The organism is Pseudomonas sp. B13(2017) (assembly GCF_002113245.1).
GTDB lineage: Bacteria > Pseudomonadota > Gammaproteobacteria > Pseudomonadales > Pseudomonadaceae > Aquipseudomonas > Aquipseudomonas putida_Z.
In genome coordinates this window covers 179,123-192,203 of sequence record NZ_NEJX01000003.1, presented here as the reverse complement: position 1 = coordinate 192,203, position 13,081 = coordinate 179,123, and the positions used below count along the sequence as shown (strand labels likewise).

Genomic DNA, 13,081 nt, shown 5'->3' with positions numbered 1-13,081 from the left:
CTGTAATACCCCGCGATCCCCGCAAGTCCCGGCCGTTGGCGTATCATTAGCCCCCTAACGGCAACCCCCTCCAGGATCGCTTGCGCATGCTCGCCCTTCTTATCCAGACACTGAACATCACGGCCCCGGTCTTCGCCATGCTGTTCATGGGCGTGCTGCTCAAACGTATTCGCCTGATCGACGACAATTTCAACCGCGTCGCCTCGCAGCTGGTGTTCAACGTGTGCATGCCGGCGCTGCTGTTCCTCGGTATCTATCACGCCGACCTGGCCACGGCGGTCAAACCCGGGGTCCTTCTCTATTTCATCGTCGCCACCCTGGTCGGCTTCGCCATTGCCTGGGGCCTGGCCATCTGGCGCAGCCCGCTGGCCGACCGGGGCATCTATACCCAAGGCGCATTCCGCGGCAACAACGGTGTGATCGGCCTGGCCCTGGCCGCCAGTCTCTACGGCGACTACGGCATCTCCCTGGGTGCGGTGCTCGCCGGCCTGGTCATCCTCATGTACAACTCGCTGTCGGCAGTGGTGCTGGCGGTTTACAGCCCGGACCTGAAATCCGACCCGTGGAGCATCTGCAAGAGCATCTTCAGCAACCCGCTGATCATCAGTGTGCTGGTGGCCACGCCCATGGCGTACGGCCAGGTGCCGCTGCCCAACTGGCTGCTGACCTCGGGCGATTACCTGGCGCAGATGACCCTGCCGCTGGCGCTGATCTGCATCGGAGGCACGCTGTCGCTGGCGGCACTGCGCGACAGTGGCAGGCTGGCCATCGACGCCAGCCTGGTGAAGATGGTCTGGCTACCGCTGCTCGGCACCCTCGGTGCCTGGCTATGCGGCTTCCGCGGGGCCGAGCTGGGCATCCTGTTCCTGTACATCGGCAGCCCGACCGCAGCGGCCAGCTACGTCATGGCGCGGGCGGCCAACGGCAACCATGAGCTGGCGGCGTCGATCATCGTGATTACCACGCTAATGGCGGCGATCACCACCAACATTGGTATTTTCATCTTGCAGTGGGGCGGATGGATCTAGATCCTTGACTGCAAACAACACAAAAAACACAGCCTCACTGAGCTAAAGGACACTTCATGCAAGACCAGAGCACGCCCGAGCGGTTACAGCGCGGGCTGAAGAATCGCCATATCCAGCTGATCGCGCTGGGCGGGGCCATCGGTACCGGGTTGTTCCTGGGCATCGCCCAGACCATCCAGCTGGCCGGCCCCTCCGTCCTGCTGGGCTACGCCATTGCCGGCCTGATGGCCTTCCTGATCATGCGCCAGCTCGGCGAAATGGTGGTGGAAGAGCCGGTGGCCGGCAGCTTCAGCCACTTCGCCCACCAGTACTGGAGCGAGTTTGCCGGGTTTGTTTCGGGTTGGAACTACTGGGTGGTGTACGTACTGGTCGGCATGGCCGAGCTGACAGCCGTGGGCATCTACGTGCAGTACTGGTGGCCCGGCTTCCCCACCTGGGCCACGGCGGCGATCTTCTTCGTGGTGATCAACCTGATCAACCTGACCCAGGTGAAGGTCTATGGCGAGATGGAGTTCTGGTTCGCCCTGGTCAAGGTGGTGGCCATCGTAAGCATGATCGGCTTCGGCGCCTGGCTGCTGACCAGCGGCCATGGCGGCCCGGACGCCAGCGTGGCCAACCTCTGGCAGTACGGCGGCTTCTTCCCCAACGGCGTCACCGGCCTGGTGATGGCACTGGCAGTGATCATGTTCTCGTTCGGTGGCCTGGAGCTGGTGGGCATCACCGCCGCCGAGGCCGACAACCCGCGTCAGAGCATCCCCAAGGCCACCAACCAGGTGGTGTACCGCATCCTCATCTTCTACATCGGTGCTCTGGCGGTGCTGCTGTCGCTGTACCCGTGGCAGAAGGTGGTGCAGGGTGGCAGCCCGTTCGTGATGATCTTCCACGAACTGGACAGTGACCTGGTGGCGACCATCCTCAATATCGTGGTGCTGACGGCCGCGCTGTCGGTGTACAACAGCTGCGTGTACGCCAACAGCCGCATGCTGTTCGGCCTGGCCAGCCAGGGCGACGCACCGCGTCAGTTGCTGAAGGTAAGCCGTAGCGGCGTGCCGCTGACCGCACTGGGTGTGTCGGCTTTCGCCACCGGGCTGTGTGTACTGATCAACTACCTGATGCCGGGTGAAGCCTTTGGTTTGCTGATGGCCCTGGCGGTGTCGGCGCTGGTGATCAACTGGGCGAGCATCAGCATCACCCATCTGAAGTTCCGCAAGGCCAAGCTGGCGGCCGGGATTACCCCGTTCTACAAAAGCTGGGGGCACCCGGTCACCAACTACCTGTGCCTGGCGTTCATCGTGCTGATCCTGGTGGTGATGTACCTGACCCCGCCGATTCGCATCTCGGTGATGCTGATTCCGGGGTGGATCCTGGTGCTGTGGGTGGCCTTCAAGATGAAGAGGGCTCGCCAGGCCAGATAGGTAACACAGTCCCGGCCTCTTCGCGGGCACGCCCGCTCCCACAGGTACTGCACAAGTATCAGAGCCTGTAGGGTCCCTGTGGGAGCGGGCGTGCCCGCGAAGAGGCCGGTACAGGCTACCCTTGATAACTGTCGATCACTTCCTGCGCCGCACGGAACGCATCAATCGCCGCCGGCACCCCCGCATACACCGCGCAATGCAGCAGCGCTTCGCGAATTTCCTCCACCGTACAGCCATTGTTCAGCGCCCCGCGCACATGCCCCTTGAGCTCTTGCGGGCACTTCAGTGCGGTCAGCGTGGCCAGGGTAATCAGGCTGCGGGTTTTCAACGGCAGCCCGTCGCGGGCCCACACGCTGCCCCAGGCATGTTCGTTGACGAAGTCCTGCAGCGGTTGGGTAAAGTCGGTGGCATTGCCCAAGGCGCGGTCGACGAACGCATCGCCCATCACCTGCCGCCGAATCTGTTCGCCGGTTTTCTTGCTATCAGCCATGTTGTTTTCCTTAGTGTTGGCGACGCCAGGCTCGTGCGGTGGTGTACAGCAACACCATGGCGAGCACCGGCAGTACGTAGAACAGCATCAACCGCTCCAGGCGGCCGGCCAGTGGCATGCCCATGGTGAACGCCGCCACGTGCAGCCCATAGGCCAGGTACAGGCAGAGGAACACCAGGCCTTCGGCGCGGGTGATACGGTAACCGGAATAGAACACCGGCAGGCTCAGCGCAGCAACACCCAGCATTACTGGCAGGTCGAAGGCCAAGGCGTTGGGCGAGATCGACAGCGGCTCGGGAGTGACCAGTGCTGTCAGGCCCAGCACCGCCAGCAGGTTGAACAGGTTGCTGCCTATCACCGTGCCCACGGCGATTTCCCGTTCACCGCGCAGGGCGGCGATCAGCGCAGCGGCCAGTTCCGGCAGGGAAGTGCAGATGGCAACGACGGTCAGGCCGATGATGCGCTCGGACAGCCCCAGGTCGGTGGCCACCTCCACGGCGGCTTCCAGCAACAAGTGACCCGCCAGGCTCAGCAGGCCCAGGCCGGCCAGCACCTGCAGCAGCGTGCCCGACCAGAAGCGCCCGGTGCTGCTGGTGACGGTGGCCGGAGCGGGGTAGGTGCGGGCGTAGTGGCGCGACTGGTGCCAAAGCATTGCCAGGTAGCCGACCAGGCCGGTCAGCAGCAACACCCCTTCGACCCGGCCCAGGTGGCCGTTGGCGGATAACCCGTAGACCAGGCCGCTGGCGACGATCATCAGTGGAATGTCCAGGCGCACCAGTTGCCGCGACACGCGCAGCGGGATGATCAGTGCGGCCAGGCCGAGAATGACCAGTACGTTGAAGATGTTGCTGCCGATCACGCTGCCCACCGCCACATCCGGTGCGCCCTGGTAGGCGGCCTGCAGGCTCACGGTCATTTGCGGGGCAGTGCTGCCGAAGGCCACCAGGCTCAGGCCGATGATCAGCGGGCGTACGTGCAGGCGCTGGGCCAGGCGCAGAGCCGCGCGTACCAGCAGTTCGGCACCGCCGACCAGCAACAGCAAGGCGATGCCCAGTTGCAAGAGGCTGAAGGTGGGAAGGGTAGCCAGGTCGAAAATGGTCGGACTCCTGTCGCGTCAGTCGCTAAGCCCTTGTACTCGCACGCGCGCGGTTCCGCTACGGATCATGCCGATTTTTTCTGCGGCGGCACGTGAAAGATCGATCAGGCGGCCGCGGGTATGTGGGCCGCGGTCGTTGATGCGCACCACGACGCTGCGCTGGTTGGCCAGGTTGGTAACCCGTACCCGGGTGCCGAAGGGCAGGCTGCGGTGGGCGGCGGTGAGGCCATGCTGGTTGAACGGTTCGCCGCTGGCGGTGCGTTTGCCGTGGTGGCGCGCGCCGTAATAGGAAGCGGTGCCGGTCTTGTCGTAACCGTCGGGGTCGACGTCGATGTCCTGGCTGGCGCAGCCGGCCAGCAGGGAGAAGAGGGCGAGAGTGCTCAGGGATCGCTTTAGCAAGTCAGGAGGTCTCCAGTGCAGCCATTCGCGGGCTTGCCCGCTCCCACAGGTATATCACCGCCTGTGAAAGCGGCGCAGTACCTGTGGGAGCGGGCAAGCCCGCGAACGAGGGCAAAGCCCTCGCAGCATATTCAAATCACCCTTCGAGCTTGGCCTTGAGCAATTGGTTCACTTGCCCCGGGTTGGCCTTGCCTTTGGAAGCTTTCATCGCCTGGCCGACGAAGAAGCCGAACATCTTGCCGCGCTTGGCCTCGTCGGCTGCGCGGTACTGTTCGACCTGCTCGGCGTTGGCCGCCAGCACTTCGTCGAGCATCTTGTCGATCGCACCGGTATCGGTGACCTGCTTCAGGCCTTTGCTTTCGATGATGCTGTCGGCATCGCCTTCACCAGCGGCCATGGCTTCGAACACAGTCTTGGCGATCTTGCCGCTGATGGTGTTGTCGCGAATACGCAGCAGCATGCCGCCCAGCTGTGCGGCGCTGACCGGCGCCTGGTCGATCTCGATGCCCAGCTTGTTCAGCAGGCTGCCCAGCTCGACCATGACCCAGTTGGCTGCCAGCTTGGCATCGCCACCGATCTTCACCACTTCCTCGAAGTAGTCCGCCTGTTCGCGGCTGGATGCCAGCACGTTGGCGTCGTAGGCCGACAGGCCGTACTGGTTCTGGAAGCGCTCGACCTTCTGCGTCGGCAGTTCCGGCAAGCCGGCGCGGACGGTTTCGAGGAAGCTGTCCTCGATCACCACCGGCAGCAGGTCCGGGTCGGGGAAGTAACGGTAGTCGTTGGCTTCCTCCTTGCTGCGCATGGAGCGGGTCTCGTCCTTGTTCGGGTCGTACAGGCGGGTTTCCTGTACCACCTTGCCGCCGTCCTCGATCAGGTCGATCTGGCGCTGGATCTCGCTGTTGATCGCGCGCTCGATGAAGCGGAACGAGTTGACGTTCTTGATCTCGCAGCGGGTGCCGAACTCGGCCTGGCCTTTCGGGCGGATCGACACGTTGCAGTCGCAACGCAGCGAGCCTTCGGCCATGTTGCCGTCGCAGATGCCCAGGTAACGCACCAGCGCGTGGATCGCCTTGACGTAGGCCACGGCTTCCTTGGCGCTGCGCATGTCAGGCTCGGAGACGATTTCCAGCAGCGGGGTGCCGGCACGGTTAAGGTCGATGCCGGTGGAGCCGCTGAAGTCTTCGTGCAGGCTCTTGCCCGCGTCTTCTTCCAGGTGCGCACGGGTTACCCCGATGCGCTTGATGGTGCCGTCTTCCAGGGCGATGTCCAGGTGGCCCTTGCCGACGATCGGCAGGTCCATCTGGCTGATCTGGTAGCCCTTGGGCAGGTCCGGGTAGAAGTAGTTCTTGCGCGCGAACACGTTGCGCTTGCCGATCTCGGCATCGATGGCCAGGCCGAACATGCACGCCATGCGCACGGCTTCCTGGTTCAGCACCGGCAGTACGCCAGGCATGCCCAGGTCAACCAGGCTGGCCTGGGTGTTCGGCTCGGAACCGAAGGTGGTGGCGCTGCCGGAGAAGATCTTCGACTGGGTGGCGAGCTGAGTGTGGATTTCCAGCCCGATCACAACTTCCCATTGCATGTGTGAATTCCTCAGAAGTCGTTGGGGGCGCGGGTGTGCCAGTCGGTCACTTGCTGGTAGCGGTGCGCGACGTTGAGCAGGCGGCCTTCCTGGAAGTATGGCGCCAGCAGCTGCACGCCGACCGGCAGGCCATCGACGAAGCCGGCCGGCATCGACAGGCCCGGCAGGCCCGCCAGGTTGGCGGTGATGGTGTAGACGTCTTCCAGATAGGCGGCGACCGGGTCGCTGCCCTTGGCGCCGAGTTTCCAGGCCGGGTTTGGCGTGGTCGGGCCGAGGATCAGGTCGACGTCGTTGAAGGCGGCCATGAAGTCGTTCTTGATCAGGCGGCGGATCTGCTGCGCCTTCACGTAGTAGGCGTCGTAGTAGCCGGCCGACAGGGCGTAGGTGCCGACCATGATGCGGCGCTGCACTTCGACACCGAAGCCTTCGCCACGCGAACGCTTGTACAGGTCGGTGAGGTCTTTCGGGTTTTCGCAGCGGTAGCCGAAGCGCACGCCGTCGAAACGCGACAGGTTGGACGAGGCCTCAGCGGGGGCGATCACGTAGTAGGCCGGGATGGCGTGCTGCATGTTCGGCAGGCTGATTTCCTTGACCACCGCGCCGAGCTTTTCCAGCTCCTTGACGCTGGCCTGGACCAGGTCGGCGATGCGTGGGTCGAGGCCGGCACCGAAGTACTCCTTCGGCAGGCCGATGCGCAGGCCCTGCAGCGAAGCATTCAGGTTGGCGCTGTAGTCCGGCACCGGCTCTTCGATGCTGGTGGAGTCCTTGGCGTCGAAACCGGCCATGCCTTGCAGCAGCAGGGCGCAGTCTTCGGCGGTACGGGCCAGCGGGCCACCCTGGTCGAGGCTGGAGGCGTAGGCGATCATGCCCCAGCGCGACACGCGGCCGTAGGTCGGCTTGAGGCCGGTGAGGTTGGTCAGTGCCGCCGGTTGGCGGATCGAGCCGCCGGTGTCGGTGCCGGTAGTGGCTGGCAGCAGGCGCGCAGCCACTGCCGCGGCCGAACCGCCCGACGAGCCGCCCGGGACGTGCTCGAGGTTCCATGGGTTCTTCACCGCGCCGTAGTGGCTGGATTCGTTGGCCGAACCCATGGCGAATTCGTCCATGTTGGTCTTGCCCAGGGTGACCATGCCGGCTTCGGCCAGCTTGGCAACCACGGTGGCGTCATACGGCGCCTTGAAGTTGTCGAGCATCTTCGAGCCGCAGCTGGTGCGTACGCCGTTGGTGCAGAACAGGTCCTTGTGGGCGATCGGGGCACCCAGCAGCGCGCCGGTTTCGCCGGCGGCGCGACGGGCGTCGGCGGCACGCGCCTGGCCCAGGGCCAGGTCTTCGGTGACGCTGATGAAGCTGTTGATCTGCGGGTCGAGCTGCTTGATGCGCGCCAGCAGGGCGCCGGTCAGCTCTTCGGAGGAAAACGACTTGTCGGCGAGTCCGCGGGCGATCTCGGCCAGGGTCAATTGATGCATGGCAGGCTCTATCCCTTACTCGATGACTTTGGGAACCAGGTACAGACCGCTTTCGGTCGACGGCGCGATGGCCTGGTAGGCGTCGCGCTGGTTGCTTTCGGTGACCTGGTCGGGACGCAGGCGCTGGCTGGCCTCCAGGGGGTGGGCCAGTGGCTCGATGCCGGTAGTGTCGACCGCTTGCATCTGGTCGACCAGCCCGAGAATGCTGTTCAGTGCGTCAGTAATGCGTGGCAGTTCGCCATCATTCAGGCCCAGACGGGCCAGATGGGCGATCTTTTCCACGTCGCAGCGTTCAAGCGCCATGGGGATCTCCAGGGGAAACAAAGACCGGAATTTGGGTCCGCAGTGAGGAACATGTCAGCTTTCTGGCGGTCTAACGGCCGCGAAATTCTGCTGGCGTGCTCGGAAAAACAGCCAATTTAACATATTGGCTCCTTGCCCAAAATCCCTGCCATTGTTAGAGTTTGCCGCACTTTTTTACCCACGCTTTCCCCAGGGTCACTTTCCCATGTTCAAGAAACTGCGTGGCATGTTTTCCAGCGATCTGTCCATCGACCTGGGTACTGCCAACACCCTTATTTACGTGCGTGAGCGCGGTATCGTCCTGAATGAGCCCTCGGTTGTTGCCATCCGTACCCATGGCAACCAGAAAAGCGTCGTCGCCGTCGGTACCGAAGCCAAGCGCATGCTGGGCCGTACGCCTGGCAACATTGCTGCCATTCGTCCGATGAAGGACGGCGTCATCGCCGACTTCAGCGTCTGCGAAAAAATGTTGCAATATTTTATCAACAAGGTTCACGAGAACAGCTTCCTGCAGCCGAGCCCGCGCGTGCTGATCTGCGTGCCGTGCAAGTCGACACAGGTAGAGCGCCGCGCCATTCGCGAATCGGCGCTGGGTGCCGGTGCCCGTGAAGTGTTCCTGATCGAAGAGCCGATGGCCGCCGCCATCGGTGCCGGCCTGCCGGTCGAAGAAGCCCGCGGTTCGATGGTCGTCGATATCGGTGGTGGTACCACTGAAATCGCGCTCATCTCCCTGAACGGCGTGGTGTATGCCGAGTCCGTCCGCGTTGGCGGCGACCGCTTCGATGAAGCCATCGTCACCTACGTGCGCCGCAACTACGGCAGCCTGATCGGCGAGTCCACCGCCGAGCGCATCAAGCAGGAAATCGGTACCGCCTACCCAGGCGGCGAAGTACGCGAAGTCGATGTGCGCGGCCGCAACCTGGCCGAGGGCGTACCGCGTGCCTTCACCCTGAACTCCAACGAAGTGCTCGAAGCGCTGCAGGAATCCCTGGCGACCATCGTCCAGGCGGTCAAGAGTGCCCTGGAGCAATCGCCGCCCGAGCTGGCCTCGGACATCGCCGAGCGTGGCCTGGTGCTGACCGGTGGTGGCGCACTGCTGCGTGACCTGGACAAGCTGCTGGCCCAGGAAACCGGCCTGCCGGTGATCGTCGCCGAAGACCCGCTGACCTGTGTCGCCCGTGGCGGTGGTCGCGCCCTGGAGATGATGGACAAGCACGCGATGGACCTGCTCTCCAGCGAGTGATTCCGCTCGCTGTTCACGAGCCCCGGTTTACAGGTAGTACGCACAGTGCTACCTGTATGTGCTGGGCTGGCGCCCGTTCGGGGCGCCGTATCCGTCAACCCGCAACCAGGCTGGTGCGTTGTCCCATGTCCAATGACCTCCTGAGTCGTCCACGAGGAACGGCCCATTAAACCGCTTTTCTCCAAGGGCCCTTCGCTGGGCGTTCGCCTGCTCGTCCTGGTGGTGATGTCGGTCGCGTTGATGGTTGTCGACGCGCGCTTCGACGTGCTCAAACCAGTGCGCAGCCAGATGGGCCTGGTACTCATGGAGTCGTACTGGATCACCGACCTGCCGCAGCGTGCGTGGCAAGGTGTGGCCGGCCAGTTCGGCAGCCGCACCGAACTGATCGCCGAAAACGAGAAGCTCAAGACCGAAGCCCTGCTGCTGCAGGGGCGCCTGCAGAAGCTGGCGGCCCTGACCGAGCAGAACGTGCGCCTGCGCGAGTTGCTCAACTCCTCGGCGCTGGTCAACGAAAAGGTCGAGGTGGCCGAGCTGATCGGTGTCGACCCCAACCCGTTCACCCACCGCATCCTGATCAACAAGGGCGAGCGTGATGGCGTGTTCCTTGGCCAGCCGGTGCTCGATGCCCGTGGCCTGATGGGCCAGGTGGTGGAGCTGATGCCCTACACCTCGCGGGTACTGTTGCTGACCGATACCACCCATAGCATCCCGGTGCAGGTCAACCGCAACGGCCTGCGCGCCATCGCCAGCGGCACCGGCAACCCGGAGCGCCTGGAGCTGCGCCATGTGGCCGATACCGCCGACATCAAGGAAGGCGACCTGCTGGTCAGTTCCGGCATGGGGCAACGGTTCCCGGCCGGCTACCCGGTGGCCACGGTCAACGAAGTGATCCACGATTCCGGCCAGCCGTTCGCCATCGTTCGTGCCATCCCCACCGCCGCGCTCAACCGTAGCCGCTACATGCTGCTGGTGTTCAGCGACCGGCGCAGCCCGGAACAGCGCGCCACCGATGCCGCCATTGCCCAGGAAGAGGCTGACCGCAAGGGCACCTCGACCGCAGGCCAGCCGGCCACGACGGGCGAGCAGGGCGCACCAGCTGGCAGCGCCCCTGCCACGCCGGCCACACCAGCGGCCACACCAGCGACCCCGGCAGCCCCGGCTGCGCAGCCGGCAGCTCCGGCGGCCGCACCTGCCACACCGGCTGCCGCGCCTGCCGCACCCGCTCACACCCGGAGGCAATGATGGCTGCATCACGCCGCAACAACGGCTGGGTCATCTGGCTGACTTTCGCCATCGGCCTGCTGCTCAGCGTCTCGCCCATGCCGCAGTTCATGGAAGTGTTCCGGCCCATGTGGCTGGCCTTGCTGGTGTCGTTCTGGACCCTCGCCGTACCGAACAAGGTCGGCATGACCACCGCGTTCGTGCTGGGCCTGGCCGAGGATGTGCTGTACGGCACCCTGCTGGGGCAGAACGCGCTGATCCTTACCCTCATCACCTTCCTGGTGCTGTCGTTGCAGCAGCGCCTGCGCATGTTCCCCATGTGGCAGCAGAGCCTGGTGATCCTGGTGATCTTCGGCATTGCTCAGCTGATCCAGCTGTGGCTCAGCGCGCTGACCGGCAACCGCCTGCCCACCCTGGCGTTGGTCTGGTCGGCGGTGATCAGTGCCTTGCTCTGGCCGTGGATCAGCTTCGCCCTGCGCGACCTGCGCCGACGCTTGCATATCAACTGACGGCGCCGCCGCGACTGACAGGGAGATGTCTGCATGAACCCGCTATACCTGGCCTCCGGCTCGCCCCGTCGTCGTGAACTGCTGGCCCAGATCGGCGTGCCGTTCAGCGTTGTCAGTGCCCCCATCGATGAAACCCCGCTGCCCGATGAAAGCGCCCCGGCCTACGTCGAGCGCCTGGCCCGGGCCAAGGCTGCCGCCGGCCTGGCCAGCCTGGAACATCCAGTGCAGGCCATTCGCGGGCATGCCCGCTCCCACGAGGGCAGCGCCTTCCCTGTGGGAGCGGGCGCGCCCGCGAATAGCCACACCGCGGCCCTGGAAGATCGGGCTGTGGTGCTGGGTGCGGACACTGCCGTGGTGCTCGATGGTCGTATTCTCGGCAAACCGGAAAACCGCGAAGATGCCCTGGCCATGCTGGCCGACCTTTCTGGCCGCGAGCACCAGGTTTTGACCGCGGTCGCCCTGAGCGATGGCCAGCGCGTGCACAGTCTGTGCGTCACCAGCAAGGTGCGCTTCCGTGCGATCAGCGCCGAGGAAGCGCAACGCTACTGGGCCAGCGGCGAGCCCGCGGACAAGGCCGGCGGCTATGCCATCCAGGGCTTGGGCGCGGTGTTCGTCACCGGCCTTTCCGGCAGCTACTCGGCGGTGGTCGGTTTGCCCCTCAGTGAAACGGCCGAACTGCTTGGCCAATTCGGCATTGCCTGCTGGCAATCGCCCGCGCATACGCCAGAGGTAACAAACCAGCGGTAGCCAGCACTGCATACGCCATCCATCATTATCCAAGACCTTTGACGAGAGCCTGCCATGAGTGAAGAGATCCTGATCAACATCACCCCGATGGAGTCGCGCGTGGCGGTGGTGGAAAACGGGGTGCTGCAGGAAGTGCATGTCGAGCGCACCCAGCGCCGGGGCATCGTCGGCAATATCTACAAAGGCAAGGTGGTGCGTGTGCTGCCGGGCATGCAGGCGGCCTTCGTCGACATCGGCCTGGAGCGCGCGGCATTCATCCATGCCTCGGAAATATCCCAGCGCGAAGGCTCGGCGGTAGAGAACATCACCGCCCTGGTGCACGAGGGCCAGGCCCTGGTGGTGCAGGTGACCAAGGACCCGATCGGCACCAAGGGCGCGCGCCTGACCACCCAGCTGTCGATCCCGTCGCGCTACCTGGTGTACATGCCGCGCAGCAGCCATGTCGGCATTTCCCTGAAGATCGAAGACGAAGCCGAGCGCGAGCGCCTCAAGCAGGTGGTCAGCGACTGCATGGAAAGCGAGAACATCAAGGACGCCGGTGGCTTCATCCTGCGTACCGCCGCCGAAGGCGCACGCGCTGAAGAGATCCTGCAAGACATTCGCTACCTGCGCCGCCTGTGGGAGCAAATCGGCACCCAGATCAAGACCTGCGGTGCGCCCACGGTCATCTACGAGGACCTGGGCCTGGCCCTGCGTACCTTGCGTGACCTGGTCAACCCGAAGATCGAGAAGATCCGCATCGACTCGCGGGAAACCTTCCAGAAGACCACGCAGTTCGTTGGCGAGCTGATGCCGGAAATCGCCGACCGCCTCGAGCACTACCCGGGCGAACGGCCGATTTTCGACCTGTACGGCGTCGAGGACGAGATCCAGCGCGCACTCGAGCGCAAGGTACCGCTGAAGTCCGGCGGCTATCTGGTGGTCGACCCCGCTGAAGCGATGACCACCATCGATGTGAACACCGGCGCCTTCGTCGGCCATCGCAACCTTGAAGAGACCATCTTCAAGACCAACCTCGAGGCCGCCACAGCCATCGCCCGGCAACTGCGCCTGCGCAATATCGGCGGCATCATCATCATCGACTTCATCGACATGGAAGACGAGGAGCACCAGCGCCAGGTGCTGCGCACCCTGGAAAAGCAGCTGGAGCGCGATCACGCCAAGACCAACATCATCGGCATCACCGAGCTGGGCCTGGTGCAGATGACCCGCAAGCGCACACGGGAAAGCCTGGAACAGGTGCTGTGCGAGCCCTGCCTGGCCTGTCAGGGCCGTGGCAAGCTGAAAACCCCCGAGACCATCTGTTACGAAATATTCCGCGAGATCCTGCGCGAGGCCCGTGCCTACCAGGCCGAAGGCTACCGCGTGCTGGCCAACCAGAAGGTGGTCGACCGGTTGCTGGATGAAGAGTCCGGTAACGTCGCGGAACTGGAGGCCTTCATCGGCCGAACCATTCGTTTCCAGGTGGAGTCGATGTATTCGCAGGAACAATACGATGTGGTGCTGCTCTGAGGCCTTCTGAAACGCGCCGCGGGTGGCCCGGGCTGGCAAAACCGGGACGACGGGCCATCATGGATAAACGACC

At 64.2% G+C, this 13,081-nt stretch carries 13 protein-coding genes; 7 read left to right on the top strand and 6 right to left on the bottom strand.

The window, feature by feature from the left end:
* Positions 1 to 86 precede the first annotated feature (86 nt).
* Positions 87 to 1,028 carry an AEC family transporter gene (locus CAG44_RS06115; RefSeq protein WP_085587478.1) on the top strand — a complete coding sequence of 314 codons (942 nt, stop codon included), beginning with the start codon at positions 87 to 89 and terminating at the stop codon, positions 1,026 to 1,028.
* A 56-nt stretch (positions 1,029 to 1,084) separates the two neighbouring features.
* On the top strand, positions 1,085 to 2,443 hold the full coding sequence (locus CAG44_RS06110; RefSeq protein WP_085691762.1) for an amino acid permease: 1,359 nt from the start codon (positions 1,085 to 1,087) through the stop codon (positions 2,441 to 2,443).
* A gap of 115 nt (positions 2,444 to 2,558) precedes the next feature.
* Here CAG44_RS06110 and CAG44_RS06105 read toward each other — a convergent pair whose 3' ends face one another.
* The 6 genes from CAG44_RS06105 to gatC all read right to left on the bottom strand — a co-directional run bounded on the left by CAG44_RS06105 (position 2,559) and on the right by gatC (position 7,776).
* Positions 2,559 to 2,933, bottom strand: a complete 375-nt coding sequence (locus CAG44_RS06105) for a carboxymuconolactone decarboxylase family protein (RefSeq protein WP_013971059.1) — start codon at positions 2,931 to 2,933, stop codon at positions 2,559 to 2,561.
* A 10-nt stretch (positions 2,934 to 2,943) separates the two neighbouring features.
* On the bottom strand, positions 2,944 to 3,987 hold the full coding sequence (locus tag CAG44_RS06100; protein ID WP_085691848.1) for a calcium/sodium antiporter: 1,044 nt from the start codon (positions 3,985 to 3,987) through the stop codon (positions 2,944 to 2,946).
* Positions 3,988 to 4,047: 60 nt separating this feature from the next.
* Positions 4,048 to 4,428, bottom strand: coding sequence for a septal ring lytic transglycosylase RlpA family protein (locus CAG44_RS06095; protein WP_025337810.1), 381 nt, complete (start codon positions 4,426 to 4,428; stop codon positions 4,048 to 4,050).
* A gap of 136 nt (positions 4,429 to 4,564) precedes the next feature.
* On the bottom strand, positions 4,565 to 6,010 hold the full coding sequence (gene gatB, locus CAG44_RS06090; RefSeq protein ID WP_013971062.1) for an Asp-tRNA(Asn)/Glu-tRNA(Gln) amidotransferase subunit GatB: 1,446 nt from the start codon (positions 6,008 to 6,010) through the stop codon (positions 4,565 to 4,567).
* Between the two features lie 11 nt (positions 6,011 to 6,021).
* Complete coding sequence (gene gatA / locus CAG44_RS06085; RefSeq protein ID WP_085691761.1) at positions 6,022 to 7,473, bottom strand: Asp-tRNA(Asn)/Glu-tRNA(Gln) amidotransferase subunit GatA; 1,452 nt, start codon at positions 7,471 to 7,473, stop codon at positions 6,022 to 6,024.
* Between the two features lie 15 nt (positions 7,474 to 7,488).
* On the bottom strand, positions 7,489 to 7,776 hold the full coding sequence (gene gatC, locus CAG44_RS06080; protein WP_003255165.1) for an Asp-tRNA(Asn)/Glu-tRNA(Gln) amidotransferase subunit GatC: 288 nt from the start codon (positions 7,774 to 7,776) through the stop codon (positions 7,489 to 7,491).
* A gap of 205 nt (positions 7,777 to 7,981) precedes the next feature.
* Between gatC and mreB the strand changes: the two genes are divergently transcribed.
* From mreB to rng, 5 genes are all read left to right on the top strand, one after another.
* Positions 7,982 to 9,019: a rod shape-determining protein MreB gene (mreB, locus tag CAG44_RS06075; protein ID WP_003255163.1), complete on the top strand. Its 1,038-nt coding sequence runs from the start codon at positions 7,982 to 7,984 to the stop codon at positions 9,017 to 9,019.
* Positions 9,020 to 9,244: 225 nt separating this feature from the next.
* Positions 9,245 to 10,261: a rod shape-determining protein MreC gene (gene mreC / locus CAG44_RS06070; protein ID WP_350013044.1), complete on the top strand. Its 1,017-nt coding sequence runs from the start codon at positions 9,245 to 9,247 to the stop codon at positions 10,259 to 10,261.
* Positions 10,261 to 10,749 carry a rod shape-determining protein MreD gene (gene mreD, locus CAG44_RS06065; protein WP_015269051.1) on the top strand — a complete coding sequence of 163 codons (489 nt, stop codon included), beginning with the start codon at positions 10,261 to 10,263 and terminating at the stop codon, positions 10,747 to 10,749. The genes mreC and mreD overlap by 1 nt, the downstream gene beginning before the upstream one ends.
* A gap of 33 nt (positions 10,750 to 10,782) precedes the next feature.
* Positions 10,783 to 11,496: a nucleoside triphosphate pyrophosphatase gene (locus tag CAG44_RS06060; protein ID WP_085691760.1), complete on the top strand. Its 714-nt coding sequence runs from the start codon at positions 10,783 to 10,785 to the stop codon at positions 11,494 to 11,496.
* Positions 11,497 to 11,550: 54 nt separating this feature from the next.
* Positions 11,551 to 13,008, top strand: coding sequence for a ribonuclease G (rng, locus tag CAG44_RS06055; protein ID WP_013971067.1), 1,458 nt, complete (start codon positions 11,551 to 11,553; stop codon positions 13,006 to 13,008).
* Positions 13,009 to 13,081 lie beyond the last annotated feature (73 nt).

Bases quoted from the DNA above. Each gene is read 5' to 3' on its own strand.
- gatC (WP_003255165.1), bottom strand. From the start codon at position 7,776: ATGGCGCTTGAACGCTGCGACGTGGAAAAGATCGCCCATCTGGCCCGT.
- gatB (WP_013971062.1), bottom strand. From the start codon at position 6,010: ATGCAATGGGAAGTTGTGATCGGGCTGGAAATCCACACTCAGCTCGCC.
- mreB (WP_003255163.1), top strand. From the start codon at position 7,982: ATGTTCAAGAAACTGCGTGGCATGTTTTCCAGCGATCTGTCCATCGAC.
- mreC (WP_350013044.1), top strand. From the start codon at position 9,245: ATGTCGGTCGCGTTGATGGTTGTCGACGCGCGCTTCGACGTGCTCAAA.
- CAG44_RS06105 (WP_013971059.1), bottom strand. From the start codon at position 2,933: ATGGCTGATAGCAAGAAAACCGGCGAACAGATTCGGCGGCAGGTGATG.
- gatA (WP_085691761.1), bottom strand. From the start codon at position 7,473: ATGCATCAATTGACCCTGGCCGAGATCGCCCGCGGACTCGCCGACAAG.
- CAG44_RS06060 (WP_085691760.1), top strand. From the start codon at position 10,783: ATGAACCCGCTATACCTGGCCTCCGGCTCGCCCCGTCGTCGTGAACTG.
- CAG44_RS06115 (WP_085587478.1), top strand. From the start codon at position 87: ATGCTCGCCCTTCTTATCCAGACACTGAACATCACGGCCCCGGTCTTC.
- rng (WP_013971067.1), top strand. From the start codon at position 11,551: ATGAGTGAAGAGATCCTGATCAACATCACCCCGATGGAGTCGCGCGTG.
- mreD (WP_015269051.1), top strand. From the start codon at position 10,261: ATGGCTGCATCACGCCGCAACAACGGCTGGGTCATCTGGCTGACTTTC.
- CAG44_RS06110 (WP_085691762.1), top strand. From the start codon at position 1,085: ATGCAAGACCAGAGCACGCCCGAGCGGTTACAGCGCGGGCTGAAGAAT.